The sequence below is a fragment of the Aliiroseovarius sp. CAU 1755 genome (assembly GCF_054482655.1).
Genome location: NZ_JBTLRH010000003.1, coordinates 1 through 24,380 on the forward strand (window position 1 = coordinate 1; position 24,380 = coordinate 24,380).

25 protein-coding genes and 1 pseudogene are annotated in these 24,380 nt (G+C 58.9%); 11 read left to right on the plus strand and 15 right to left on the minus strand.

Annotated elements, in window-relative coordinates:
• The 3 genes and pseudogenes from ACXYMP_RS11910 to ACXYMP_RS11920 all read left to right on the plus strand — a co-directional run.
• Window positions 1-306 (plus strand): annotated as a pseudogene (locus ACXYMP_RS11910) (hypothetical protein); the annotation flags it as partial.
• Between the two features lie 21 nt (window positions 307-327).
• Complete coding sequence (locus ACXYMP_RS11915) at window positions 328-1,377, plus strand: protein-glutamate methylesterase/protein-glutamine glutaminase (protein ID WP_458906539.1); 1,050 nt, start codon at window positions 328-330, stop codon at window positions 1,375-1,377.
• Window positions 1,374-1,904 carry a chemotaxis protein CheD gene (locus tag ACXYMP_RS11920; RefSeq protein WP_458906541.1) on the plus strand — a complete coding sequence of 177 codons (531 nt, stop codon included), beginning with the start codon at window positions 1,374-1,376 and terminating at the stop codon, window positions 1,902-1,904. Before ACXYMP_RS11915 ends, ACXYMP_RS11920 begins: the two co-directional genes overlap by 4 nt.
• Window positions 1,905-1,973: 69 nt before the next feature.
• On the opposite strand, the gene ACXYMP_RS11925 is transcribed toward ACXYMP_RS11920, so the two are convergent.
• From ACXYMP_RS11925 to ACXYMP_RS11970, 10 genes are all read right to left on the minus strand, one after another.
• A complete protein-coding gene (locus ACXYMP_RS11925; protein ID WP_298571203.1) occupies window positions 1,974-2,360 on the minus strand; it encodes a hypothetical protein in 387 nt (128 codons plus the stop codon).
• Window positions 2,361-2,364: 4 nt separating this feature from the next.
• Window positions 2,365-2,751 carry a response regulator gene (locus tag ACXYMP_RS11930; RefSeq protein ID WP_298571202.1) on the minus strand — a complete coding sequence of 129 codons (387 nt, stop codon included), beginning with the start codon at window positions 2,749-2,751 and terminating at the stop codon, window positions 2,365-2,367.
• A 12-nt stretch (window positions 2,752-2,763) separates the two neighbouring features.
• The gene (locus ACXYMP_RS11935; protein WP_458906544.1) at window positions 2,764-3,648 is read right to left on the minus strand and encodes a CheR family methyltransferase; all 885 of its coding nucleotides are present in this window, start codon (window positions 3,646-3,648) and stop codon (window positions 2,764-2,766) included.
• Window positions 3,645-4,124: a chemotaxis protein CheW gene (locus tag ACXYMP_RS11940; RefSeq protein WP_458906546.1), complete on the minus strand. Its 480-nt coding sequence runs from the start codon at window positions 4,122-4,124 to the stop codon at window positions 3,645-3,647. The genes ACXYMP_RS11935 and ACXYMP_RS11940 overlap by 4 nt, the downstream gene beginning before the upstream one ends.
• Window positions 4,117-6,294: a chemotaxis protein CheA gene (locus ACXYMP_RS11945; RefSeq protein ID WP_458906548.1), complete on the minus strand. Its 2,178-nt coding sequence runs from the start codon at window positions 6,292-6,294 to the stop codon at window positions 4,117-4,119. The genes ACXYMP_RS11940 and ACXYMP_RS11945 overlap by 8 nt, the downstream gene beginning before the upstream one ends.
• A complete protein-coding gene (locus tag ACXYMP_RS11950; RefSeq protein WP_298571198.1) occupies window positions 6,287-6,667 on the minus strand; it encodes a response regulator in 381 nt (126 codons plus the stop codon). The genes ACXYMP_RS11945 and ACXYMP_RS11950 overlap by 8 nt, the downstream gene beginning before the upstream one ends.
• Window positions 6,664-6,948 carry an STAS domain-containing protein gene (locus ACXYMP_RS11955; protein ID WP_458906550.1) on the minus strand — a complete coding sequence of 95 codons (285 nt, stop codon included), beginning with the start codon at window positions 6,946-6,948 and terminating at the stop codon, window positions 6,664-6,666. The genes ACXYMP_RS11950 and ACXYMP_RS11955 overlap by 4 nt, the downstream gene beginning before the upstream one ends.
• Before the next feature lie 136 nt (window positions 6,949-7,084).
• Window positions 7,085-8,047 (minus strand): glucokinase, encoded by a 963-nt coding sequence (locus ACXYMP_RS11960; protein ID WP_458906552.1) that lies wholly within the window; start codon window positions 8,045-8,047, stop codon window positions 7,085-7,087.
• Window positions 8,044-9,387: a GH1 family beta-glucosidase gene (locus ACXYMP_RS11965; protein ID WP_458906554.1), complete on the minus strand. Its 1,344-nt coding sequence runs from the start codon at window positions 9,385-9,387 to the stop codon at window positions 8,044-8,046. The genes ACXYMP_RS11960 and ACXYMP_RS11965 overlap by 4 nt, the downstream gene beginning before the upstream one ends.
• 11 nt (window positions 9,388-9,398) lie before the next feature.
• Window positions 9,399-10,475, minus strand: a complete 1,077-nt coding sequence (locus ACXYMP_RS11970) for a substrate-binding domain-containing protein (protein WP_458906556.1) — start codon at window positions 10,473-10,475, stop codon at window positions 9,399-9,401.
• Window positions 10,476-10,787: 312 nt separating this feature from the next.
• Here ACXYMP_RS11970 and ACXYMP_RS11975 point away from each other — a divergent pair, with 312 nt between their 5' ends.
• The 7 genes from ACXYMP_RS11975 (at window position 10,788) to ACXYMP_RS12005 (ending at window position 18,844) form a co-directional block, all read left to right on the plus strand.
• A complete protein-coding gene (locus ACXYMP_RS11975; protein ID WP_458906558.1) occupies window positions 10,788-12,140 on the plus strand; it encodes an ABC transporter substrate-binding protein in 1,353 nt (450 codons plus the stop codon).
• 84 nt (window positions 12,141-12,224) lie between these two features.
• A complete protein-coding gene (locus ACXYMP_RS11980) occupies window positions 12,225-13,220 on the plus strand; it encodes a carbohydrate ABC transporter permease (protein ID WP_298571192.1) in 996 nt (331 codons plus the stop codon).
• The gene (locus tag ACXYMP_RS11985) at window positions 13,217-14,353 is read left to right on the plus strand and encodes a carbohydrate ABC transporter permease (RefSeq protein WP_298571215.1); all 1,137 of its coding nucleotides are present in this window, start codon (window positions 13,217-13,219) and stop codon (window positions 14,351-14,353) included. The genes ACXYMP_RS11980 and ACXYMP_RS11985 overlap by 4 nt, the downstream gene beginning before the upstream one ends.
• A 3-nt stretch (window positions 14,354-14,356) precedes the next feature.
• Complete coding sequence (locus ACXYMP_RS11990; RefSeq protein ID WP_458906561.1) at window positions 14,357-16,018, plus strand: alpha-amylase family glycosyl hydrolase; 1,662 nt, start codon at window positions 14,357-14,359, stop codon at window positions 16,016-16,018.
• Window positions 16,019-17,128, plus strand: coding sequence for an ABC transporter ATP-binding protein (locus ACXYMP_RS11995; protein ID WP_458906563.1), 1,110 nt, complete (start codon window positions 16,019-16,021; stop codon window positions 17,126-17,128).
• Between the two features lie 90 nt (window positions 17,129-17,218).
• On the plus strand, window positions 17,219-18,346 hold the full coding sequence (gene prfB, locus ACXYMP_RS12000) for a peptide chain release factor 2 (RefSeq protein WP_458906565.1): 1,128 nt from the start codon (window positions 17,219-17,221) through the stop codon (window positions 18,344-18,346).
• A gap of 3 nt (window positions 18,347-18,349) precedes the next feature.
• Window positions 18,350-18,844 carry a GNAT family N-acetyltransferase gene (locus ACXYMP_RS12005; protein ID WP_298571188.1) on the plus strand — a complete coding sequence of 165 codons (495 nt, stop codon included), beginning with the start codon at window positions 18,350-18,352 and terminating at the stop codon, window positions 18,842-18,844.
• A 35-nt stretch (window positions 18,845-18,879) separates the two neighbouring features.
• Here the strand turns inward: ACXYMP_RS12005 and ACXYMP_RS12010 are convergent, their stop codons facing one another.
• On the minus strand, window positions 18,880-19,683 hold the full coding sequence (locus ACXYMP_RS12010) for a lytic murein transglycosylase (RefSeq protein WP_298571187.1): 804 nt from the start codon (window positions 19,681-19,683) through the stop codon (window positions 18,880-18,882).
• Window positions 19,684-19,932: 249 nt separating this feature from the next.
• Between ACXYMP_RS12010 and ACXYMP_RS12015 the strand changes: the two genes are divergently transcribed.
• Window positions 19,933-20,724 (plus strand): DUF2189 domain-containing protein, encoded by a 792-nt coding sequence (locus ACXYMP_RS12015; RefSeq protein ID WP_458906568.1) that lies wholly within the window; start codon window positions 19,933-19,935, stop codon window positions 20,722-20,724.
• A gap of 221 nt (window positions 20,725-20,945) precedes the next feature.
• Here ACXYMP_RS12015 and ACXYMP_RS12020 read toward each other — a convergent pair whose 3' ends face one another.
• From ACXYMP_RS12020 to bcp, 4 genes are all read right to left on the minus strand, one after another.
• A complete protein-coding gene (locus tag ACXYMP_RS12020; RefSeq protein WP_298571185.1) occupies window positions 20,946-21,482 on the minus strand; it encodes a bactofilin family protein in 537 nt (178 codons plus the stop codon).
• Complete coding sequence (locus ACXYMP_RS12025) at window positions 21,472-22,791, minus strand: M23 family metallopeptidase (protein WP_298571183.1); 1,320 nt, start codon at window positions 22,789-22,791, stop codon at window positions 21,472-21,474. The genes ACXYMP_RS12020 and ACXYMP_RS12025 overlap by 11 nt, the downstream gene beginning before the upstream one ends.
• A gap of 204 nt (window positions 22,792-22,995) precedes the next feature.
• Entirely contained in the window at window positions 22,996-23,868 is an 873-nt protein-coding gene (locus ACXYMP_RS12030) for a ferritin-like domain-containing protein (RefSeq protein ID WP_458906571.1), read from the minus strand.
• Complete coding sequence (gene bcp / locus ACXYMP_RS12035) at window positions 23,865-24,347, minus strand: thioredoxin-dependent thiol peroxidase (protein ID WP_458906573.1); 483 nt, start codon at window positions 24,345-24,347, stop codon at window positions 23,865-23,867. The genes ACXYMP_RS12030 and bcp overlap by 4 nt, the downstream gene beginning before the upstream one ends.
• Between the last annotated feature and the right edge of the window lie 33 nt (window positions 24,348-24,380).

The following is a 24,380-nucleotide window of genomic DNA, read 5'->3' on the forward strand; positions in this document are numbered from 1 at the left end:
CAGAACGCGGCCATGTTCGAAGAAACCACAGCCGCCAGCCACGCGCTGACCCGCGAGGCCGAGGCGCTGACCTCGACCATGGCGCGGTTTGAAACCGGCGTTGCGCGTGCCGACCCGGCGCGGGTCCTGACCGGCGCGCCCTTCGGCGGATCGGCGCAAGACCCTGCGCCAGACCGCGCCACCGCGCCCAACCCACCACCCGTGGCGCATTCCGGCGCCGCCCTCGCCATCGCCCCGACCACCACGCCGCCCGACACCCAGACCGACCCGGAACACCAAAACCTCGAGGCGTGGGAAGAGTTTTGACCACAATCAAATCGGGAACTTATGATGCAAGAAAAAACCCGTGTGCTGATCGTTGATGACAGTGCTTCGATGCGCGCCCTCATCCGACAGGTGTTGCAAGACGCGGCAGATATTGCCGTTGTTGGCCAAGCCGCCTCTGCGCAAGAAGCGCGCGACCTGATAAAGAAACACAACCCGGATGTTCTGACATTGGATGTCGAAATGCCGGGCATGGACGGCATCGCGTTCTTGGAAAAGCTGATGAGACTACGTCCCATGCCTGTCGTCATGCTTTCATCCTTCACACCGGCAAACAGTGATCTTGCACTGGCTGCCTTGTCGATGGGCGCGGTCGATTGTGTTGAAAAGCCCGCCTTTGCAGATTTGGGACGATTCCGTCGCCGTCTTGCACAGGCAATTCGTCTGGCAGCCACGGTTGCACCACACTCTGCCGCTGGACGCACGCTTACACAGCTTTCCGGTGTCCAAGAGGGCAAATGGAATGGAAGCGCGGTCTTGATCGGCGCATCAACGGGCGGGGTTGATGCGCTGGAAACCGTGCTCTCTGGTTTTCCCGCGATGTGTCCGCCCACCTTGATCGTCCAACACATGCCGGCACTGTTCTTAGAGAGGTTTGCCGACCGTCTGAACGAACATGTGCTGCCACATGTGAGCATTGCACAGCACGGTCAGAGTGTTGGCTGCGGTGAAGTGATCCTGGCACCCGGAGAAAACACCCACCTGATGCTCAGGCCAGGGCGAAGCTTCGTCGTCGACCTCGTGCAGGGTCCAACGCAGAACGGTCACCGACCGTCCGTAGATGCTCTGATGCGCAGCGCAGTTCCTGTCGCCTCGCGCGTTGTCGGGGTCGTGTTGACGGGAATGGGGCGCGACGGTGCGCAAGGCATGGCGCAACTGCGCGCGCAGGGTGCGAAATGCGCCGCGCAGAATGAAGCAAGCTCTGTCGTGTTTGGGATGCCCCGCGCCGCGATCGCCCAAGACGGCGTTGATCGTGTTTTGCCTCTGTCTGAAATTGCCAGATGGGTTCTCCGTGCCACCTTCGATCCCCAAACGACACAGGCTTTTTCATGAACCAGATTAGTTTTCCGCACGCGCGGTTGCAAAAGACCTATATCTGCCAAGGTGAGTTTGCGATCCTGAAGCAGCGTGACAGCTGTATTTCAACCCTGCTCGGATCTTGTGTGTCGGCCTGCATTTGGGATCCGCAGGAAATGGTAGGAGGGATGAACCATGTGCTTTTCGTCGGCGGCTATAGTGACGCCGAGGAGCATTTTGGCTATGGCGTGAATGGTATGGAGCTTTTGATAAATGGCCTGCTAAAAGCCGGCGCGCGGCGTCAAAATATGCGCGCAAAGGTCTTTGGAGGCGCGCAAATGTTTGACGGGCTATCAGATGCAGGGTCGCGAAATGGCGAGTTCGTTCTAGATTTCTTGTCGCGTGAAAGCATCGCCTATGTTGGCGGGGATATTGGTGGCGTGAAAGCACGTCAGGTCGAATTCCACCCAGCGACAGGGCGTGCGCGCCAGAAACTGATTAATGATCGGGTGTGTGCCGCCCCAGTATTGCAAGATACTGGCACAGGGATCGAGCTTTTCTAAGGGTATCAACCAGCGACCGGTGAAGAAGCGCCTTCGGGCAAGTGGATTTCGGGCTATCCTACACCTGCATCAAAACAGATCCACCTCGCCAGATTTGTTTGCGTTATTGTGTGTTTGGCCAGAGGGAAACAGCCGAGCTTTTAAGCTGGCGAGTTTCAAAGCATCAGCAAGATCCTTGTGCTGCAGTGCGTGTTCTTCCGTGCTGCTGTCGAGTCGGTCGATGAACGCGGCCAGATCGCAAAGCGTCTGTTCCATCCGGTCAATAACCTGCAGCAAATGCATTTCGGTCGGTAGACCAACTGGGGGTGTCACTACTAACAGATCGCTCAACCCGTCCTGAATGACGTGGCAATCCGCATTCAGCTGATCCAACTCGATCTTGAACCGTTGAAGGGTGGTCGCATTCGACGGGTCGCCGACGCGCGCCAGATCGTCAAAGCCGGTGGGGTCATCCATAGCGTTATAGTCGCCCGACAATCGCTTCGACGGCTTTTCTGAGGTCGTCAGGTTCGAAGGGTTTCTTCACAAAGTTGTTCATGCCCAGCCGTTTGCCATGTTCGATGATTTGCCGGTCAGCCTTGCCCGTTATCAACAAGAAACCAACACCCTTGGTTTTAGGGGCGCTGCGTAACGCATGCAGGAGCTGCAACCCGTTCATGCCAGGCATATTCATGTCGCTGATGACCAAATGAACGGGCCATGTAGCAATTTTTTGCAGCGCGCTGGTGCCATCGACTGCGGTTTCAACCTGGCGAATGCCGAAACCTTCCAGGGCTTGTGTAATCAAGCCACGACTTGTTGACATGTCATCTACGACGATTGTTCTGAGTTGGTCTCGGAGAGCCATTGAAGTCCCTTCTCATTCGGGGGTGGCGGAGGCTACGTGTCGATAGGTGGTCGTGCCGCTGGTGTGAAACGCCAAGACAGCGGGTTCAGAAAGGCGTTCGGAATGCCCAAGGATCAAGTGCCCATCATCGGTCAAAATCTTTGTGAACCGTTCCCAGAGTTGGTCTTGCGTGTCCTGGTCGAAATAGATCACAACATTGCGGCAGAAAATCACGTCGAATTTCCCAGTCATGGGCCAAGGAGAAAGCAGGTTGAGTTCGCGATAGCTAATCAGATCACGAACTGATTTCGATGCGCGCCAAGACACGCCATCTTGGCCTGTAACCTGATCGAAGAATCGATCTCGGTTTTGGGGAGGCAAGCCGGTGATCATCCGGTCGGGATACGTGCCTGAAGCGGCGAATCGGATCACGTTTGGGTCGATGTCCGTGGCCAGAATTTTCACATCTCCATTGGGGCGCACCACCCCATGGTCGATCAAGGTCATTGCAATCGACAATGGTTCTTGACCGTTTGAACAACCGGCCGACCAAATGCGAACGCGATCCCCGCGTTCCTGTTTGGCGACCAGCGCGGGGCCGATATCCTCTGCGAGCGCCGAGAAGTGGTTGGGTTCGCGAAAGAAGCTTGAGACATTTGTTGTCAGCACCGATATGAACTCACCCCGTTCGGTCGCGTCCGTCGCGTCGGAAACAAGGGCCAGATAGTCCTCAAAACTGCTAAGCCCAAGCCGGCGCAGGCGTGTGGTCAGGCGCGTCTGAAGCATAGCAAACTTCTGGGGCTCGATCGAAAGACCCGCTTCCTGGCGCGCAATGTCGGCCAGCTTCCGAAACGTTTCGGTCTGCTGATGCGCCAAGGGTGTCCGTGTCAGCGGATTTCGGGAAGCGCTAATGCTCATGCGGCCTCCTCACTCATCGTTGGTAACACGCTGTCCAGATCAAGAATGCGGATCATGCGGTCTTCGAAAATGGTGAGGGCAGAGACGAATTGGTTTTCCGCATCCGCCTGCATGTCTGGTGGGGGTTGAAGGTCATCAGCAGCCACCGACAAGATGTCAGAGACGGCGTCAACCAGCAGTCCCAGTGTCTTGTCGCCGATGGCAACGACGATGATGACATTGCGGGCAAGTTCGGCGGAACGATCCATTCCAAGGCGAAGCGATAGGTCCAGAATTGGCAGGACGGTGCCGCGCAGGTTGATGACACCAAGCACATAGGACGGTGATCTTGGCAGAGGCGTGGCCTTGCTGGCGCTGCGTATTTCACGCACACTCATGATGTCGACGGAGTAGTCTTGATCCCCAACAATAAACGACAGAAGTTCGGTCTCTTTCTCGGCCTGCGCTGCGCAAAGGGCTTGGTCAGTTTTATCCATTGCATGCTCCTACTTCGTGCTGTTCCAGGGATGGTGGCCGTGTTCTCCATTCTGAATTTGCTATTAAATCAATGGGATCAAGGATCAGGGCGATTTGCCCGTCGCCAAGTATCGTTGCTGCCGCAATGCCGGGAATGCGGCCATAACTGTCTTGCAGTCCTTTGATGACGACCTGTCTTTGGTCTTCGATCGCGTCGACGATGATCGCGGCTTTCGAGCCGTCTTCGGTCGCAACCAGAAGCATCACGCAGCCAATATAGCTTTGAAGAGGGGCACGGTAGCCAAGTTCCGCGCCAAGATCCAACATCGCCACAAAGCTGTCACGGATGCAGATCACATTCGTCTCGGGACCAAAGACGCGTATATCGTTGGCGGACAGCGTTTGGGTTTCCAAAATCGCATTCAGGGGAACCAACAAAGTCTGATCCGCGACGCGCACGACCATTCCGTCCAGGACAGCCAATGTCAGCGGTAATGAGATCGAGAAAGTGGTGCCCATTCCCGGTGTCGATGCGATTGATATCCGCCCCCCCAGCGCTTGAATTGCGCTGCGCACCACGTCCATGCCGACGCCGCGGCCAGACAGGTTGGACACTTCGGTCGCAGTCGAGAACCCCGGCAAGAACAGAAGGTTGTCAATCTCGGAATCGGTCAGGTCGGCGTCTTTCGGAACCAGACCTTTGCTGATCGCGATGCTTTGAACTTTTGGCCGGTTGATACCGTTACCGTCATCGCGAACCTCAATCACCACCCGGCCGGAACGGTGCGCGGCGGTAAGCTCTATCGTCCCTTCAGCCGGTTTACCTGCAGCAACACGGTCCGCATCGGTTTCAAGCCCATGATCAACGGCGTTGCGGATCATGTGTGTCAGCGGGTCGGCAAGACGTTCGATGACGGTTTTGTCGACTTCGGTATTTTCGCCATCGGTTCGCAAGCGCACGGATTTTCCGATATCGCGAGACGCTTCTCGGACGATACGGCTCATTCTTTGAAACAGGGACTTCACCGGTTGCGCGCGGATCAGCATGACGCTTTCCTGTATGTCGCGCGTTAGCTGCAGGAATTCTTCCAGCCCGGTATGAACTGAAGTGTTCGCTGACAGACCGGCGGCGTCTACACTTTGCGACAGCATGGCTTGGTTGATTACAAGCTCTCCGACGAGATTGACCAGTCGGTCGACGCGTTCAAGCTCTACCCGAACGGTCGCCCGTGGCGCTTCACGGCGCGTGTCATTCGCAGGTGCTGGCGCGGTGGCTTGGGTGACTGGTGACGGAGAAGGAGCGGGAGAAGGGAGAGCAAGCTCGAGGTTTGGCGCGACCTCAGGGTCTGGTGGGCTGATCGCGAGGTCTGCCTCGATGCTGTCACATAGGGTGGGCTGAGCGGTGCCCAAAGTGGTGATTTCGAGCGCGCAGATTCCTTCGACGAACTCAAAAACCTCGCAGAGGCAAGCCTCATCCTTTGTCGTTTGGATCTGGATTTCCCAGCACAGATAACCAGCTTCCGGGTCAAGGTCTTCAAGCGGCGGAACAGCGTTATCGTCGCAGCTTACCTGCACCGTGCCAAGTTCGCTCAGGGCAGACAGCAGGAAAACCGGTTCATTTCCAAGCGTGTAGAGCGCCTGTTGCGGGACAAAGCGGATTAGATAGGTTTTTGCCGTGTCGTCAGAACCGCCTGCCAGCGGTGGTAGGCCATCGGTGGTCAGAGGCATGTCGTCCAGATCTGGCAAATCGAGTGAAACGGCCATTGGCTGAAAATCTACTGCGTCGTCGGTGTCTTCCTCATCCGCCGGGATCAGTTGGTCCAGCGCTGTTAAAACAGGTTGGACGCTGGCGATATCATGGGCGATGCCGTCGCGGGATTCACGCACAAGGTCCGACAGCACATCGCCACATTGGTAAAACAGCGCCAGCAGGGACTGGTCGATCTGCATCCGGTCAGCGCGCAATTCGTCCAGAACGGTTTCGAACCGATGGGCAAAATCCACAAGCTGCGTCAGGCCAAAGGCGCCCGCGCCGCCCTTGATGGAGTGAACCGCGCGGAAAATCACATTGACCGTGTCGCTGTCCTGCTCTCCGTTTTCGATCAGTTGCAGTCCATCCTGAAGCGCCTCCAGCAGCTCATCGCATTCTATGAAGAAGGACGCTTTTATTTCCGCCATCGGGTCAGCCATTGGATGTCCCCGCGACCATTTTTAGTGCTTTGACCAGCTTTTGCGGGTCAAACGGTTTGACGATCCAGCCTGTCGCACCCGCCTGACGCGCGCGGGTTTTCATGTCGTCAGCGCTTTCGGTTGTCAAAACGAGGATCGGGATCGCGCGACAGTCTGTGCGGGCGCGCACGGCGTCGATCAGACCGAACCCATCCATGCGCGGCATGTTGATATCGGTGATGATCGCATCCGGGGTGGGCATGCCGTCCAGCACCTCGAGCGCGTGAACTCCGTCATCGGCAAGATGGGTGGCAATCCCAGCATTGGTCAGGGTCAACCGCACCATATCGCGCATTGTGCGGCTGTCATCCACGGCAAGCACTTGCAATGTCATGTCGTTCCCTCTGCTTGGGTTAGTGTTTCGGGCGTGAAACCAAGCAATCGCAGCTGTTCCATGCCGTCCGGGGTCACATTCACCAAGGACAGGCGATGTCGGCTGGACGCCCAGCTGAGCGCGGCGGAGCGGATCAATTGCACTGACAACGCGCCGAAATGGGTCACATCCTGTGCGTCCAGAGCAACATCCTGACCTCGCAGATCAAGGATTTGTTCGCGCACGCCATCCAGCGCGTGCAGGTCGAGCTTGGGGGCCAAGGCGAGGGTGGTGGGGGTCATCGCAGACCCCGCATGGCGAATTCAAACCGAGTGTTCACGTGCTGCCCTTTCATCCTTCCGTTTCAAAAGGAATAGGGCATGGACCGTTAAGAATGGCTTACGCGCGCAGAGAATTTCGACCGGGCCGCAAACACGGCTAGCTTTGGTGGTCTGATCCGGCAAGGAAATGAGCAAGCCCGGACAGCGCGGCGTAGTCATCCGACACCAGGCTGATCGAAAACCCATCAAGGAAGGGGCCAAACCGTCCCTTGTCGCTGAAGGCTGCATCAAACCCCATCGGGGCAAGCCATGGCGCAATCGCGCGCGCCATACCGCCGACAAGGAAAATTCCACCAAACGGCAAAAGCGTCAGCGCAAGGTCACCGATCACGCCGCCCATGGCGCGCACGAAAAGCGCCAGCGCCTGTTGGGCCACCGGGTCGCCCGCGTCGGCGGCAGCGAAGATCTGCGTGGTGGTTGCTGTCCCGGCACCGCCCGCCCGCGCGGCGGCAAAGGCATAGCAGTGCTCCAGACCGCGGCCTGACAGAGCATCTTCGACCGCCGCGTGACCCAGCTTTGAGGTCAGATAGCGCGACAGATCCCATAGATCGGTGTCGACTGACGGCAATGTCACATGCCCGGCCTCGGACGGAGGGACAAGGCGTCCCTTCGCGGTTTGAAAGACGGGTGCGCAATTGAAACCGGTGCCTATGCCGACAACCAGCATTGCAGCCTGTGCGGAGGTCTCGGACCCTGTCTTCAGAACCATCAGATCTTCTGGCGCGATATGTCCAAGGGCGTGACCCTGTGCCTGTAGGTCGTTCACGACGGCTGATCGCGCCGCCCCGCTGAGCCGCGCAAGCGTTTCTTTGTCGAGCTTCCAGTTTAGGTTCGTCAGCTGCCCGGCACCATCCTTCACGGGTCCCGCTATGGCCACCGCAGCCCCGCTGCAGGCCGGCGATCCCTGACGGTCCAGATAAGAGGCAAGCAGCGCCTCAAGCCCCTCGTGGTCCAGATTGCGGTGCTTTACGATCGTGTCGGGCAAAATCGTCGTGCCCTTCGCCAAGGCGACGCGGGTATTCGTGCCGCCGACATCGGCAAGAAGTGAGTATTCGGTCATGGGCACGACAAGGCCTCTCTGAGGGTGTGATATGATGCTTTTGGCTGGCGTTCGAGCGTTTCGAAATCGACATGGACCAGCCCAAACCGAGGTGCATAGCCCAAGGCCCATTCATAATTGTCCAGAAGAGACCAGGTAAAGTAGCCTTTCACCGGAAGCCCTTTGGCAATCGCTCTGCGCACGACCTCCAGATGGGCGCCCAGATAGGCGGTCCTGTCGGGATCATGGGTCGGGTTGCCCTTTTGCTCAATCACGCCGGCCATACCGTTCTCTGTCACATAAAGCGGCAAGTCGCCGGTATAGTCTTGCACGACCATCTCCAGAAAATGGGCAAGGCCGTCAGGGTAGATTTCCCACCCCATGGCGGTTTTCGGCAAGGGGCCGTCATGTTCGCAGGTGCCGGGCCACGGGGCAGGTGCGCCGTCCACCGGGGCAGCGGGACCATAGAGCTTGCGCGTGTAGTAATTCACTCCGATCCAGTCGAGCGGTGCGGTAATTGTCGGAAAGTCATCTTGCCACCCATGCGGCAGATGCGGTTCAATCCCGTCCAGCACCTCGTCGGGATAAACGCCTTTGGTCATTCCAGAAATGAAAAACCGGTTATAGATCGCATCCTGAACGCGCGATGCGCGATGGGCGTCGTCGCTGTCATCGACGGGGGCTGCGTATTCCATGTTGCACACGGCCCCAAGGTTGGACATGCCCAAACCTCGCATGACCTCGATCGCACGGCCATGGGCCAGCAGCACATGGTGCATCGCGCGGGCGGTCGCGCGAATGTCGCGCAGACCGGGGGCGTGATGGCCTTCGAAGTGGCTGAGCCACGACACGCACCACGGCTCATTGATCGGAGCGGCGGACCAGACGCGATCGCCGATGCGCGACATGATCACGTTGGTAAAATCAGCAAACCAATGCGCGATATCGCGATTGCGCCAGCCCCCCAGATCGGCCAGCGGCGAAGGCAGTTCCCAGTGATACAGCGTTGCCGCTGGTTTGATCCCCCGCTCCAGCATCCCGTCCACCAGACGATCATAGAAATCCAGCCCGGCCGTGTTGGGCGTGCCGCGCCCCTCGGGCAGCACACGCGCCCACGAGGTCGAGAAACGGTAAGCGTCGAACCCTGCGTCCCGCACAAGGTCCAGATCCTCGGCCCACCGATCCAGATGGTCGCAGGCGATGGCCCCGTTCGCGGCACCAGCCACATTGCCGGGTGTAGCAGCGAAATCGTCCCAATGGGTGCGCCCGGCACCGCCTTTGGCATGCCCTTCGATCTGATAGGCAGATGTGGCCGTCCCGAACTGAAAACCTTCAGGAAAATCAGCACGTTTCGGGAGCATGTTCATCCCCTTCACTGGCTGGTGCCATGTGGGTGAGTGGCGTGATCGGACCTTCCTGCAATGGGCGGTCGTGGCGCGGGTCCGGTCGACAAGCCCAGGGTCAATTCAGCCTCCAGCAGGATCTCGCGGGGACGGTCGTGACCTTGAATGATGTCGATCAGCATTTGCGCGGCCTGCCGACCGGCTTCGCGCACCGATGACCGGGTCGACGTATAGACCGGAATGTTCGCGCCATTGCGAAAATAGCTCAGATCATCGTCATAGGTGATCAGCGACACATCCCGTCCCATCGTCAGTCCCAGCTCCTCGATCCCGCGCCGCACGCCGATGGCGGTGATCATCGAGCTGACAAGAATGGCGCTGGGAGGCTCAGGGCGGGCCAGAAGGGCGCGCGTGATGTCATGCCCCTGTGCTTCGGTCATCTCGCCGGAAAACATCAAGGCGGGATCTGGCGCGATACCGCGCGCCTCAAGTGCTGCCAGATACCCGGCCCGGCGGCGGATCGCAAAATCCATATGCTCCAGCCCGTTGACCAGCGCAATTCGTGTGTGCCCCAGATCCAGCAAGAAATCCGTCGCCCGCTGGAACGCATGTGTGTTGTTGACATCAATCCAGGCATAAGGCGCGACCGACTGAGAGCTGCGGCCATGCACGACGAATGGGATCTGCAACTCGGTCAGCAACGGAATGCGCGGGTCTTGCAGCGTTGGGGCGTGTAGCATGATCCCATCGACGTTTCGTTTCGTGCGAAACCCACGGTAGGCCTGATCTTCGTCTTCGTCCGACACGACGGACAGCAGCATGTCATAGCCATTGCGGGAATAAACCTCGCCAGCGCCTGCGGTGAAGTCAGCGAAAACGGGGTTCACCATCTCGTGCTTTGCGCTGATCGGGATCACGTGCCCGATGGCCATTGCCCGCCCGGTGGCCAGCGACCGCGCGCGGGTGTTTGGGGCATAGCCATGTTCTGCGGCGGCGGCGGCAACCTTTTTGCGGGTTGCTTCGGACACCTCAGGATACCCATTCAACGCGCGGCTGATGGTGGTCGGGGACAGGCCCAGAAGTTGCGAGAGCTCTTTTAGGGTCATGGTGCGCGCAGCAGCTTTCAAAGCGGTTTGAACGTTCCGAGGTTAGCCACGACGTCCAAGCGCGTCAAAGCAATATTACAAAACTTCGGGGAAAATGCGCATATTTGCAAAGAAAACTGGTTGCGCTAGCAGCATCATTGACAGGCTTCGCGTTCTGGGCGAGGCTGAGTTATTCAAAGCGCTTTGGGGACGCTGGCGAATCTGTCGTTACCTGATGCGATTTGGCGAAATCATATGGCGCTTAGGCGTCGGGGCCGGGGCATCCGGTCTCATTTACCTGGGAAGCCCGTTTGGGCTGTAGGGAGGAAAAAGATGAAGAACGTGTTTTACGCCAGCGCCGCAGCGCTTGCGCTTACGGCTGGAATTGCGCAGGCGGACAACCACCTCAAATTCGCGCCGGGTGAAGGGACTTTCAGCTGGGACAGTTTCGAAGCGCTGAAGTCGATGGATTTGTCGGGCGAGGTGATCACCATTCTGGGGCCTTGGATCGGTGCCGATAAGGATTTGGTCGATAGCGTCCTTCACTATTTCGAAGAGGCCACCGGCGCGGACGTGCAATATGCCGGGTCCGACAGTTTCGAACAGCAGATCGTCATTGATACCGAAGCAGGCAGCCCGCCCAATATCGCGGTGTTCCCGCAGCCGGGCCTTGCCGCAGACCTTGCGTCGAAAGGCTTTCTGGCACCACTGCCCGAAGGCACGGATGACTGGGTGCGCGACAACTATGCCGCCGGACAAAGCTGGGTCGATCTTGGCACCTATAGCGACAAGGACGGCAACCCGGCCCATTTCGGGTTCTTCTATAAGGTCGATCTGAAATCGCTGGTTTGGTATGTGCCCGAAAACTTCGAAGATGCAGGCTATGACGTGCCGCAATCCATGGAAGAGTTGAAGGCGCTGTCCGATCAGATCGTCGAGGATGGTGGCGTTCCGTGGTGCATCGGCTTGGGGTCAGGCGGGGCCACTGGTTGGCCTGCGACCGACTGGGTCGAGGACATGATGCTGCGCACGCAATCGCCAGAAGACTATGATGCGTGGGTGTCCAACGACCTGAAATTCGATGACCCCAAGGTCGTCGGTGCGATCGAAGAGTTTGGCGCCTTTGCGCGCAATGATGCCTATGTGTCGGGCGGGGCAGGGGCTGTGGCAACCACAGATTTCCGCGACAGCCCGCAGGGCCTGTTTGCGTCGCCGCCGCAGTGCTACATGCACCGTCAGGCCAGCTTTATTCCAAGCTTCTTCCCCGAAGGCACCGAAGTGGGCGTCGATGCGGATTTCTTCTATTTCCCGGCCTATGCGGAAAAAGACCTTGGCAAACCGGTGCTGGGTGCCGGCACGCTTTGGGCGATTACGGATGACAGCAAGGGCGCGCAGGCGTTCATGGACTTCCTGAAATCCCCGATCGCACATGAGGTCTGGATGGCGCAGAAGGGCTTCTTGACCCCGCATAAGGGTGTGAACACCGGCGTCTATACAGACCCGACCGTGGCCAAGATGAATGACATCCTGCTGAACGCGGATACGTTCAGGTTTGACGGCTCTGACCTGATGCCGGGCGCGATCGGTGCCGGGGTCTTCTGGACGGGCATGGTGGATTATGCTGGCGGTAAGGATGCAGGCGAAGTGGCTGCGTCGATCCAGTCCACCTGGGATTCGATCAAGTAAACCCAACGTGAAACAAGTGGGTTTGGCCGATCTGTCGGCCAAACCCCTGCCACAACAGCACCGTGCGCGGTGACAGGAGGAGCCATGAACCAGCTGTTCTTTGCAGTCTCTACAATCATCGTCGGCGTGTTTGGCTGTGTCGCTTACTTCTATTTCTCGAACATCGTTCTGGACCGCGTCTTTCCAGCCCGAGGACCCAATGCCGGTCGCAACATCAACCGTTCCACGGCGATCCGGCCATGGCTGTTTGTGTTGCCTGCCCTTTTGGTGCTTGGTCTTTACCTCGTCTATCCCGTCTTCTCGACGTTCTTTTTGTCGATGCGCGACACCTCGGGTGACTTCGTCGGGGCGCAAAACTACGTCTGGCTCGCCGGCGACGAGAAATTTCGCGAAAGCCTTGGCAACAACCTTCTGTGGTTGGTGATCGTGCCGGCGGCCTCGACCTTTTTCGGCCTCGTCGCCGCAGGACTGACCGACCGCATCAAATGGGGATCACTGGCGCAAAGCCTTATCTTCATGCCGATGGCAATCAGCTTTGTCGGCGCCTCGGTCATCTGGAAGTTTATCTATGACTATCGCGGCGAAAATCAGGGCGAGCAGATTGGCCTGTTGAATGCCTTGGTGCAGGCGATGGGCGGGGACGCGCAGGCCTGGATCACGTTGCCGTTCTGGAACAATATCTTCCTGATGGTGATCCTGATCTGGATCCAGACGGGCTTTGCCATGGTCATTCTGTCGGCGGCCCTGAAGGGGATCAGCGAAGAAACCATCGAAGCCGCCTATCTGGACGGTGCGACGCCGCTGCAAATCTTCTTCAAAATCAAGATCCCGCAAATCTGGGGCACCATCGCCGTGGTCTGGACGACGATTACGGTAACCGTCCTGAAGGTCTTTGACATCGTCTTTGCGATGACCAACGGCCAATGGGGCACTCAGGTTCTGGCCAACCTCATGTATGACTGGATGTTTCGCGGGTCGCCCGATTTCGGGCGCGGATCGGCGATTGTCATGGTGATCATGCTGTTGGTGACACCCGTTATGGTGTGGAACATTTCGAACGCACATAAGGAGAACCGCTGATGGAAATGGCTGGCACCCGATCCCGCCTGACATGGGCGGTCAACTTGTCCGTGGGCTTTCTTGTCCTGCTGTGGATCATCCCGACCTTTGGCCTTCTGGTCAGCTCATTTCGGGATCGTGACGCGATCTCGACCTCGGGCTGGTGGACGGCGATGTCTGCCTCGGAACGTAACGCGATCGTGCGCGCGGATGCCCCCGACAATGCCGTGCAGGACGGCGCGGTCTGGGTCGTGACCGGCAATGCCTTCGACAGCGGCGCGGGCAATGTGACCGCCTTCGGCATCACCTCGCGTGAACCAGAGGCATTCGCCCCGGGCGAGGTCGCCACGCACCCAAAGGGCCATGAGATCACCGTCGCGGCCAACGGTGACTACCGCATCAGCTACGCCGAAAAGCCCGAGGGCAGTCGCGGTCAGCGCCTGTTTGTGCGCGCCGAGGCGCCGCCCAGCTTCACCTTCGACAATTACCGCGAGGTCTTGTTCGCCGAGGGGATGGGCAAGAGCCTTCTCAACACGTTCACGGTGACCATCCCGGCAACCATCATTCCGATCCTGATCGCAGCCTTCGCAGCCTATGCGCTGGCCTGGATGGAAATGCCGGGACGCGCGCTGTTGATTGCCGGCATCGTCGGTCTTCTGGTCGTGCCCCTTCAGGTCGCCTTTATCCCGCTGCTAAAGCTTCACAACGGGGTCGGGCTTGGCAAGGGTTATCTAGGAATTTGGCTGGCCCATACCGGGTTTGGTTTGCCCTTGGCGATCTTCCTGTTGCGTAACTACATGGTCGGGTTGCCGGGCGAGATCATTGAAAGCGCGCGCGTTGATGGCGCCTCGGATTTCGACATCTTTCGCAAGATCATCCTGCCGCTCAGCTTTCCGGCGCTGGCTTCATTCGCGATTTTCCAGTTCCTGTGGGTCTGGAACGACCTGTTGGTGGCCAAGGTGTTCCTTGGGTCTGGCGAGAACGAACTGGTCATGACCGGACGGATCGTCGAGCTGCTTGGGTCACGTGGCGGCGATTGGGAAATCCTTGCGGCCTCGGCCTTTGTGTCGATTGCGGTGCCGATCGCGGTGTTTTTCGGACTTCAACGTTACCTCGTGCGCGGCCTGCTGGCCGGCTCGGTCAAAGGAGGCTGAGATTTGAACGCGACTTTAATAAAAAGTGACCTGATCGGGCTTGCCAAGGATCAAGACTGGTGGCGCGGGGCTGTGATCTATCAAATCTATCCGCGCAGTTTTCAGGACGATACCGGGGACGGGATCGGGGATTTGCGCGGCATCACCCGCCGTCTTCCCTATATCGCCAGCCTCGGGGTGGATGCGATCTGGATTTCGCCCTTCTTCACCTCGCCGATGAAGGATTTCGGGTATGACGTGTCGGACTATTGCGACGTGGACCCGATGTTTGGCACGCTGGCGGATTTCGACGCGCTTGTGCATGCGGCGCATGTGCACGGACTGAAAGTGATGATCGACCTGGTGCTCAGCCACAGCTCGGATCAGCACGCTTGGTTTGGCGAAAGCCGTGCGGACCGGGACAATGACAAGGCCAACTGGTATGTCTGGGCAGATGCCAAACCCGACGGCACCCCGCCCAACAACTGGTTGTCGATCTTTGGCGGATCGGCTTGGTCGTGGGATGCGCGCCGGTGCCAGTATTACCTGCACAATTTCCTTGTGTCGCAGCCCGACCTGAATTTCCATGAACCCAAAGTGCAAGACGCGCTGCTGGACGTGGCGCGGTTCTGGTTGGAGCGCGGCGTGGATGGGTTCCGTCTGGATACGATCAATTTCTACACCCACGACGCCCAATTGCGTGACAACCCCCCGTTGCCGGTTGAAGCGCGCAATGCCTCCATCGCGCCTGCGGTGAACCCGTATAACCATCAAGAACACCTCTATGACAAGAACCGGCCCGAGACGCTGGAGTTCTTGCGCAAACTGCGCGCGCTAATGGACCCTTACGGGGCCGCCGCGGTCGGCGAAGTGGGTGACGCGCAACGCGGGTTGGAGATCATGGGCGAATACACTGCGGGCGATGACCTTGTGCAGATGTGTTATGCCTTCGAGCTTTTGTCCGGTGAGCAGCCTGACGCCGCCCATGTCGCCGAGGTGATGGACCACGTGGCACGTGTCGCCAGCGATGGTTGGGCTTGCTGGGCCTATTCCAACCACGACGTGGTGCGCCATGCGACCCGCTGGAACCTGACCGAGGACGCCCAACGGCTGTTTGCCACGCTTCTGATGTGCCTGCGCGGCTCGGCTTGCATCTATCAGGGCGAGGAACTGGGGCTGACCGAAGCAAGCGTCGCCTTTGACGACCTGCAAGACCCTTACGGCATCGAGTTCTGGCCCGAATTCAAGGGCCGCGATGGGTGTCGCACGCCGATGGTCTGGGAGGCGTCAAACCAAAACGGTGGGTTTTCGACCGCCGCCAAGCCTTGGCTGCCGGTCGCGCACGAACATCTTGCAATGTCGGTCGAGCAAGCCGAACGCGACCCGCATTCCCTTCTTGATCACTACCGCCACGCCATCGCGTTGCGGCGCGCCCACCCGGCTCTTGCGAAGGGCGCGATGCAACAGATGCGCGCTGATGGTGCGGTTTTGCAGTTTCGGCGAAAAATGCAGGCAGACGAACTGTTGTGCCTCTTTAACATCGGACCGGACACCGCATCGGTCCCGCTGCCTGCGGGCAAGTGGGCCGTTGTGGATGCCGTGCCGAAAGCGACCAAGATCGAGGGCAAGACAGTCACGCTTGCCGGCTGGCAATCGCTTGTGATGAAACCCGAGGGGGACGAATGAATGGCTGATCTGAAGCTGACAGATGTCGACAAGACCTATGGCAAGGTGAATGTCCTGCGCGACATTGACCTGACCATAAAGACCGGCGAATTGATTGTCTTTGTTGGTCCCTCGGGCTGCGGCAAGTCCACGCTTTTGCGAATGATCGCGGGGCTTGAGAAGATCACCGCGGGCACGCTGGAAATCGACGGCGAGGTGGTCAACGATGTGCCGCCCAGCCAACGCGGCATCGCGATGGTGTTTCAGTCCTATGCGCTGTATCCACACATGACCGTGCGCGACAACATGGCATTTGCGCTGAACATCGCGAAAAAGCCGAAGGCCGAGATTAACGCCGCTGTGGAAAAAGCCGCCAAGGCGCTGCAACTGGATCCCTATCTGGACCGTTTGCCCAAGGCACTGTCGGGCGGGCAACGCCAGCGGGTCGCGATCGGGCGGGCCATTGTGCGCGACCCCAAGGTTTATCTGTTTGATGAGCCGCTCTCAAACCTCGATGCGGCCCTTCGCGTCGCCACCCGGATCGAGATTTCGCAACTGAAAGAGGCGATGCCGGACAGCACCATGATCTATGTGACCCATGATCAGGTCGAAGCCATGACGCTTGCCGACCGGATTGTTGTCCTCGCCAACAAAGGAATCGCCCAAGTGGGCAGCCCGCTGGAGCTTTATGAACGTCCCCGCACTGAATTTGTGGCGCAGTTTATCGGCTCGCCCGCGATGAACCTTCTGCCCGGCAAGATTACCGGAACGGGGGCGCAGACCGAGGTGACGCTGGATGCAGGTGGCATCGGGCGCGCGGACATCGCCACCACCGACGCCGACATGGGCAAGCCGGTCAATCTTGGCGTGCGGCCAGAGGATTTCGTGCAGACAGATGGTGAAGCGATCTTCACCGGTGCTGCTGAAATCGTCGAAGCTCTGGGCGAAGTTACGCTTCTTTACCTTCCCGCCAAAATGTCAGTGGGCGAGGGCGCGGACAGCGCCAACCAGACCCACCTGATCGCCAAGGTGCCCGGCATCCACGATGACCTGAAGGGCAAGACGGTCAAACTGACTGCAGACCCATCGAAGCTACAGATTTTTCATGACGGCGTGACGATGCAATCGTAGGGTCTGATCCGCGCGATGATCGGGCGCATCTTGCCCATCCGCGCCCCTGTTGATATTGCGGGGGCAGGTTTTCGGACAAGGGACGCACCCATGCGGGCAGAGGCTCAGAACAACGTTGACGCAATCGAAAAATCTCTGGCGCTGTTGCGTCAGCGGATCGGTTGGGACACGGCGGAACATCGGTTGGAGGAATTCAACGCGATGACCGAAGACCCGGACCTGTGGAACGACCCGGACCGCGCGCAGAAGCTGATGCGCGAACGTCAGGCGTTGATGGATTCTGTCAACAGTTACAAAGAGATGGCGCAGGACCTTCAGGATAATGTGGACCTGATCGAACTGGGCGAAATGGAAGAGGATGACGAGGTTGTCGCGGATGCCGAAGCGGCGCTGGCCAAGCTTGTGAAGAAAGCTGCCGCCGCCGAGTTGGAAGCGCTCTTGGACGGCGAAGCGGACGCGAACGATACATTTCTTGAGATCAACGCAGGCGCAGGCGGCACGGAAAGCTGTGACTGGGCGTCGATGCTGGCACGCATGTATGTCCGCTGGGCCGAAAAACAGGGTTACAAGGTCGAACTACAATCAGAAAGTGCGGGCGACGAGGCGGGGATCAAATCTGCTGCCTACAAAATTTCTGGCCATAACGCTTATGGCTGGCTGAAATCGGAAAGCGGTGTGCATCGTCTTGTGCGCATCTCGCCTTATGACAGTGCTGCCAAACGGCACACGTCTTTCAGCTCGGTCTGGGTCTATCCGGTGGTGGATGACAATATCGAGATTGATGTGAACCCTTCGGATATCCGCATCGACACCTATCGGTCCTCGGGCGCGGGCGGGCAGCACGTCAACACGACGGATTCGGCCGTGCGCATCACCCACATACCCACCGGCATCGTCGTCACCAGTTCCGAGAAGTCGCAACACCAGAACCGTGACATCGCCATGAAGGCCCTGAAATCGCGGCTGTATCAGATGGAGCTGGACAAGCGGAACGCCGCGATCAACGAGGCCCATGAAAACAAGGGCGATGCGGGCTGGGGCAACCAGATCCGGTCTTACGTACTGCAACCTTATCAGATGGTAAAAGACCTGCGCACAGGGCACGAAACCTCAGACACCAAGGGGGTTCTGGATGGTGATCTGGATGCGTTCATGGCCGCCGTTCTGGCTCAGGACGTGGCCGGGAAAAGTCGCGCGGAAGCCAACGCCGAGGAATAAGCGGTGCGCGATCGCGGCGACATAACACTTGAACCCCAAAACACCACGCATGCAGAGGGTCTGTTTGCGGCGCTCTCTGACCCTCGGATCTTTCGGTATTTGGATGAAAACCCGCCACTGTCCGTCACGGCCGTCAAGAACCGCATTGCGCGACTGATGGCCGGCGGGCCGCCTGACGGGTCAGAAATCTGGCTGAACTGGTGTGTGGTCCAAGGCGCTTCGATTGTCGGCTATACACAAGCCACATTGCCGCGCGACGGCCATGCCAGCATCGCCTATGTCCTGTCGCCAGAGGTTTGGGGAACCGGCGTTGCCCAAGTCGCTGTCGAGATGATGATCAACGAACTGCGATCACGACATAGCGTCTCAACCTTGGTCGCGGACACCGATCAAGGCAACATCGCGTCGCAACGCCTTTTGCTGCGCATGGGATTTGCCGAAACACACCGGGACGGGCGCGACGTTTTTTACAAACGCGACGCGGATATCGCTGGCTGAAACAACAGGCCGCACAGGCGCAGCCAATACCTTGGTCAGCCGTCGATCCGCGCGCCGATGATGGCAATGGCCTGCTGGTAGACCGTGGCCGCGTTCCATTGCTTGATCACGTTGAAGTTCGGCTGCCCCTGCTGGTATCCCTTGCCGGGCTTCCACCCTTTCTTTCGCAGGAAGTTTGCGGTCGACGCTAGCGCATCCGCCAGATTGTAAAGATCAACGCGCCCGTCGCCTGACGCATCAACACCGTATTTGAAGGCGTTGCCCGGAAGAAACTGGGTGTGACCCAGCTCTCCGTGCTTTGCACCGCGGGTGTTGGCGGTGATCGTGCCGCGGTCGACAAGTTTCAACGCGCCGATGGCATGTGGCGTGAAGAACTCAGAACGACGGCAGTCATAGGCAAGGGTCGTGATCGCAGAGACGACCGAGGTATCTCCCATAAAGCCACCAAAGCCGGTCTCCATCCCGTGGATCGCGAGTAAAACACCGGCGGGCACGCCATACCCCTTTTCCAGCGCCTGGTAGAACCCAGGATTACGCGCTTTGCGTTTGCGCCCTTGGGCAATGATCGTTTCTGCCCCGCGCACTTGCATGAACTTGGAGAGCGAATATTTAAACGACCGTTGATTGCGGTCCGCGCGGATGGTCGCGGTCGAATAGCTTGCCGAAGCCAGCGCCTGCAAGCCGCGCTGGCCGACGCCTGCTGACTTGGCCTCTGCGGCGAAGCTTGCTTTCCAGGTCTCAAACCCGCTTGCAGTGTTTCCGCAGGTCGCCCCAAGGGCAAATCCAAAGCTTAGGGTGAGGGCGATGCCAGCATGTGCCAGCGTCCGAAAAATAGACATTTGCAATGACTCGTTTAGAAAGATGAACGGCTCCGATATTCGTGTTTATAGCATAACCGCCCCACACGACGCGGTTTTTCTGCGACACTGATCCAAGCAGAGACTGTGACCAAGCGCAGGTCAAGGTTTGTTTTTCGCGCACACGGGCCTGCGAAACTTTCACATGTTCACAAGCTTGACGAATGGCCTGCCACTCGCGACACTCTTTCCACGCGCGCGAACGCCAACAGATACGTGCAGGGAGAAGTCATGTCAGATAGCACCCATTTGGAGGCCTCGGCGCCCCCAAATATCGAAAACATCACGTTCAGCGACATCGTTGCCGCGCTCAATGCTGGCGCGCGGGATTTTGCGCGGGCGCCGGCCTTTGGTCTGTTCTTCGCCGGCTTCTATGTCGTCATGGGAATCGTGATCTACCTTCAGCTTGATGTGTTGGATCAAAGCTACTGGATCATCCCGGTGGGCTTGGGCTTTCCGCTGCTCGCGCCGTTTCTGGCCGTCGGCCTTTACGAGGTCAGTCGTCGACTGGAAAGCGGACAAGCCTTGGATTGGGCGCAGATTCTGGGCGTGGTGTTCAACCAGAAGGATCGACAGTTTCCGTCGATCGCGATGGTGATCATTATGATCTTCATGTTCTGGGTGTTCGTGGCCCATTTGGTCTTTGCCATCTTCATGGGGCTTGAGCCGCTGACCAACATCACAACGAACTGGCAGGATGCGCTGCTGAACCGCAATGGCATTACCATGTTGGTCGTGGGCACTGGGGTGGGGGCGGTTCTGTCTTTCTGCCTGTTTTCGCTGACCGTGACCAGCTTGCCCCTGCTGCTGGACCGCGAGATCGACTTCATCACCGCGATGATCTATTCGTTCCAGTCGGTTTTGCAAAACCTGGTGCCGATGCTGCTCTGGGGCGTGATTGTCAGCGTCGGCATGGTCCTGGCAATGTTGCCCTTCTTTCTAGGACTGTTCGTGGTGCTTCCCATCTTCGGGCATGCCACATGGCACCTGTATCGCCGTGTCATGAGCTTCGAGGCGGACTGACCCCAACGACAGCGCGGGCAGGTGGAACACACCAGACCACAGGCCCCGACATGCACAGCGGGTCGACCAGCGCGCTCAGCCGGATCAGGACGCCGGAAAAGACCCAGCCGAAAAAGAAAGAGGCCGCCCAACACCGGGGCGGCCTTTTTGTTGTCTGTTCGATTGCCTGTGCACGTGTCTGCGCCGCAGACAAAGCTGCGGCAAAGACCGCGTGGCTCAGATCAGCTCTTGTCGCTTTTGGAGGCTGGCTGCGCTGCCGGGGCCGCTGTTGTCTGCGGTGTGGCCATCTTGCCGCCGCCAAGCGGGTCGTCCTGCCGTTGCACGGACCCCTCGAAATGCGCGCCGCTTTCGATCGCGATCGTCTTGTGAATGATGTCGCCTTCGACACGTGCTGCCGAGGTCAGACGTACTTTCAAGCCGCGCAGGCGCCCAATGATACGGCCGTTGATGACCACGTCATCGCCGATCACTTCACCTTTTACGGTGGCGCCTTCACCGACCGTCAGCTGGTGGGCGCGGATATCACCTTCGACGGTGCCTTCGACAATGATATCGCCGGTCGATCTGATGTCACCCTTGATGGTGATGTCGGATGACAGGGTGGATGCGGGTGGCTTGGGCTTGGGGGCAGCCGAGGACGACGGAGCGGGCGGAACGGCCGGAGCTGAAGACGACGGCTTGTCAGCCGATGCCGCGGGTTTCGTTTCTTTGTCGCCGGCTTTGGGGCCCGGTTCGTTGATCCTGCTTTTAGAGAACATCTTTTGCTGCCTTGATATAGACCATCGGGTTGATGGGCTTGCCGCCGACGCGCACTTCATAGTGAAGATGCGGTCCGGTTGAACGCCCGGAGTTTCCAATATCACCAATTCTATCCCCGCGCGAGACCCTTTGTCCCTTTTGCACATTCATGCGCGAAAGATGGGCATAGCGCGTTTCGATACCGAATTCATGTTGGATCTTGATTAACCGTCCATAGCCCGAGCTCCAGGCCGCGCTGACCACCACGCCATCTGCCGGCGCATAGACCGGTGTGCCGATGGGGGCGGCGAAATCGGTGCCGTTATGCATGCGGCCCCAGCGATAGCCATAGCCCGAGGTGAACCGAAACCCGGATTTCACCGGCATACCAAACGGCATTTTCTGGGCGGCGATCCGATACAGGTTCATCTTGTCCAGTTCGCTCAGAATAGTGTTGGCGCGATCGGCGTCCGGATCTGGCCCTGTGCCTCGTGTGGACATGATCATCGGGGTCAGCGGGCCACCTTGGCCGGAATAGCCGCGCCGCACCTGATCAAGGATATGGTCCACAGACATGCCGGACTTGGCAAACATCTTGTCCAGTGGCTCCAACGAGATCGTCACGGCGTCCTCAAGCTGGCGGAAAATCTGGTCGTTGCGTTCGTCGCGCAGGCGCGCCTCATACAGCATGTCCTGAGCGAACCGTTCAGCTTCGGCGGCGTTGTTGGCGATCAGATCGCGTTCGGCCGCGATGCGGCCCAATTCGTCGGTCATGAAGGCAAGCGTTGCGTTCGCTTGGGTCTGGTTCGACCCACTTGTGCCGTTCTGGGTGTCATCCTTGACGGCGGCCAGCATCTCTTCAAGGCTGTCCGTGGCCGCGTCGCGTTCGCCCATGGTGCGGCGCAAGGTTGCCTGAATGACGCCAATGCCGGTTTCCAGTTCCTTGCGGCGTTCTTCTGATGACAGAAGTTCGCTTTGCATCTCGGAAATCTCAGCCAGTGCAAGGTTGAACCGCTCTTGCGCGGCAGCCGCTTCGATGGCGCGGGCGTCGCGTTCTTCGGACAGGGTCTGAAGGCGTTGTTCGTATAGCCGCTTTTCGCGCTGTGCCTGATCACGGAAGTTGCCTGACCCGATCGAATCCATCAACAACACGGCGGTGGCGATGATCGACCAGGCGAAAAAGGCGGCGGATCCGGTCCAGCCCAGAGCCTGCGTCAGCGGCGAGAGGCGGATAAAGCGGGTGCCATCTTCGGAGCGCAAAAACAAACGCTGTTCGGGAAAAGCCCGGTCCAGCAGGTGATTTACCTTGTTGATCAAGCGGTTATGCAAGTTTCAAGTCCCAGTTTCTTCCCTAAACCCTCAATCCGCAGCTTTATTATGCTCTTGTCGGCGACGCCAACGGACCCGTGGTGATTACCGCGACGACTTTGCGGGCGCAACATTTTTTGGGTTTTCTGCACAGAGGCCTTTGTTTCAAGCGGGAAATTGCCGATGCCCCTGCGTCCGGTGCCGTAGCGTCTGCGCCCTTGCAGATCACTGCGGGGTGCCGCGCGTCTGTTTCGGTGTGCTGTCGGCCAGCGGCCAATAGAAATCTGGCGGCAAGCCGGCCTCGGCGCGTTTTTCTTCGTTGAACGGGGGTTTCAGGGCGCCATGGAAATAGGTGCGAACCAGAGTGTGGAACGTGTCTTTGGGGTCAAGCTCGTGGCGACCGCACAGAAAGTGAAACCATTTCGACCCATAGGCCACATGCCCGACCTCTTCGGCATAAATGACCTCCAGCGCCGCGACCGTGTCGTCCAGCTTGGCTTTGCGAAACACCTCGATCATGCCGGGGGTGACGTCCAGACCGCGTGCCTCCAGCACCATTGGCACCACCGCAAGGCGCCCCAGAAGATCGCGGGCGGTGTCCTCGGCGGCGCGCCACATGCCAGCATGGGCAGCAAGGGCGCCATAGTGACTGCCCAATGCTTCAAGGGAGTCACTTAAAAGGTTGAAATGCTTGGCTTCTTCATCGGCCGCTTTCACCCAGTCGTCGTAAAACCCCATCGGCATTGGCGTGTCGGTGAACCGGGCAATGATGTCCCAGTGCAGATCAACTGCGTTCAGTTCGATATGCGCCACCGCGTGCAACAGCGCGATTTGGCCGTCTCGGCTGCCGGGGCGGCGGCGCGGAACGTCGCGGGGGTCTTTCAGTTCAGGTCGCGCGGGGCGCGCGGGAAAGTCAGGCGGCACGGCGTGGCCAATGATGGCGGCGCGGTCTTCAAGCGGGGCGGTGATCGCGCCGCTGTCGCGCGCGGTGGTCCATTCCGCTGCAAACGCCCGAGCAAGCGCCGTCTTCGCACGACCGTCGGCGGTGCGCAGAACGGCATCCGCCATCTCGGCAAGCGGGCGCGACAGGGCGGTCATGCGCTGACCAGTGCACGCGTGGCGGCCAACACCTCTTCGGCATGGCCCTTCACCTTCACCTTGGACCAGACCTGCGCGATCTTGCCATCCGGCCCGATCAGAAACGTGGCGCGCGTGATGCCCATATAGGTGCGTCCGTAGTTCTTCTTTTCGCCCCACGTGCCGTAGCGCTCGCACACATCGGTGCCATCATCCGACAAAAGCGGCACGCTCAGGTCCTGCTTCGCACGGAAGTTTTCGTGGCGTTTCAGGCTGTCTTTCGAGATGCCGAACACCTGTGCGCCAAGGGCGTGAAATTCAGGCAGAAGGGTCGAGAAATCAATCGCTTCGGTGGTGCATCCCGGTGTGCTGTCTTTTGGGTAGAAATACAAAACGACAGGGGCCGGCGCGAGCGTGCTCAGCGTGATCGGATCGCCGCCATCCTGCGGCAGGGTGAAATCAGGCGCAATGTCGCCGGTGGCAGGCATGTGATCGGTCATGGTCTTGGCAATCTCCGCTGCGAGTCTCTAGTG

Bases quoted from the DNA above. Each gene is read 5' to 3' on its own strand.
- ACXYMP_RS11940 (WP_458906546.1), bottom strand. From the start codon at position 4,124: ATGGATAAAACTGACCAAGCCCTTTGCGCAGCGCAGGCCGAGAAAGAG.
- bcp (WP_458906573.1), bottom strand. From the start codon at position 24,347: ATGACCGATCACATGCCTGCCACCGGCGACATTGCGCCTGATTTCACC.
- ACXYMP_RS11995 (WP_458906563.1), top strand. From the start codon at position 16,019: ATGGCTGATCTGAAGCTGACAGATGTCGACAAGACCTATGGCAAGGTG.
- ACXYMP_RS11930 (WP_298571202.1), bottom strand. From the start codon at position 2,751: ATGGCTCTCCGAGACCAACTCAGAACAATCGTCGTAGATGACATGTCA.
- ACXYMP_RS11955 (WP_458906550.1), bottom strand. From the start codon at position 6,948: ATGACCCCCACCACCCTCGCCTTGGCCCCCAAGCTCGACCTGCACGCG.
- ACXYMP_RS11915 (WP_458906539.1), top strand. From the start codon at position 328: ATGATGCAAGAAAAAACCCGTGTGCTGATCGTTGATGACAGTGCTTCG.
- ACXYMP_RS11965 (WP_458906554.1), bottom strand. From the start codon at position 9,387: ATGCTCCCGAAACGTGCTGATTTTCCTGAAGGTTTTCAGTTCGGGACG.
- ACXYMP_RS12020 (WP_298571185.1), bottom strand. From the start codon at position 21,482: ATGTTCTCTAAAAGCAGGATCAACGAACCGGGCCCCAAAGCCGGCGAC.
- ACXYMP_RS12010 (WP_298571187.1), bottom strand. From the start codon at position 19,683: ATGTCTATTTTTCGGACGCTGGCACATGCTGGCATCGCCCTCACCCTA.
- ACXYMP_RS11945 (WP_458906548.1), bottom strand. From the start codon at position 6,294: ATGGCTGACCCGATGGCGGAAATAAAAGCGTCCTTCTTCATAGAATGC.
- ACXYMP_RS12015 (WP_458906568.1), top strand. From the start codon at position 19,933: ATGTCAGATAGCACCCATTTGGAGGCCTCGGCGCCCCCAAATATCGAA.
- ACXYMP_RS11920 (WP_458906541.1), top strand. From the start codon at position 1,374: ATGAACCAGATTAGTTTTCCGCACGCGCGGTTGCAAAAGACCTATATC.
- ACXYMP_RS11970 (WP_458906556.1), bottom strand. From the start codon at position 10,475: ATGACCCTAAAAGAGCTCTCGCAACTTCTGGGCCTGTCCCCGACCACC.
- ACXYMP_RS11960 (WP_458906552.1), bottom strand. From the start codon at position 8,047: ATGACCGAATACTCACTTCTTGCCGATGTCGGCGGCACGAATACCCGC.
- ACXYMP_RS11975 (WP_458906558.1), top strand. From the start codon at position 10,788: ATGAAGAACGTGTTTTACGCCAGCGCCGCAGCGCTTGCGCTTACGGCT.
- ACXYMP_RS11950 (WP_298571198.1), bottom strand. From the start codon at position 6,667: ATGACATTGCAAGTGCTTGCCGTGGATGACAGCCGCACAATGCGCGAT.
- ACXYMP_RS11925 (WP_298571203.1), bottom strand. From the start codon at position 2,360: ATGGATGACCCCACCGGCTTTGACGATCTGGCGCGCGTCGGCGACCCG.
- prfB (WP_458906565.1), top strand. From the start codon at position 17,219: ATGCGGGCAGAGGCTCAGAACAACGTTGACGCAATCGAAAAATCTCTG.
- ACXYMP_RS12030 (WP_458906571.1), bottom strand. From the start codon at position 23,868: ATGACCGCCCTGTCGCGCCCGCTTGCCGAGATGGCGGATGCCGTTCTG.
- ACXYMP_RS11980 (WP_298571192.1), top strand. From the start codon at position 12,225: ATGAACCAGCTGTTCTTTGCAGTCTCTACAATCATCGTCGGCGTGTTT.
- ACXYMP_RS11935 (WP_458906544.1), bottom strand. From the start codon at position 3,648: ATGAGCATTAGCGCTTCCCGAAATCCGCTGACACGGACACCCTTGGCG.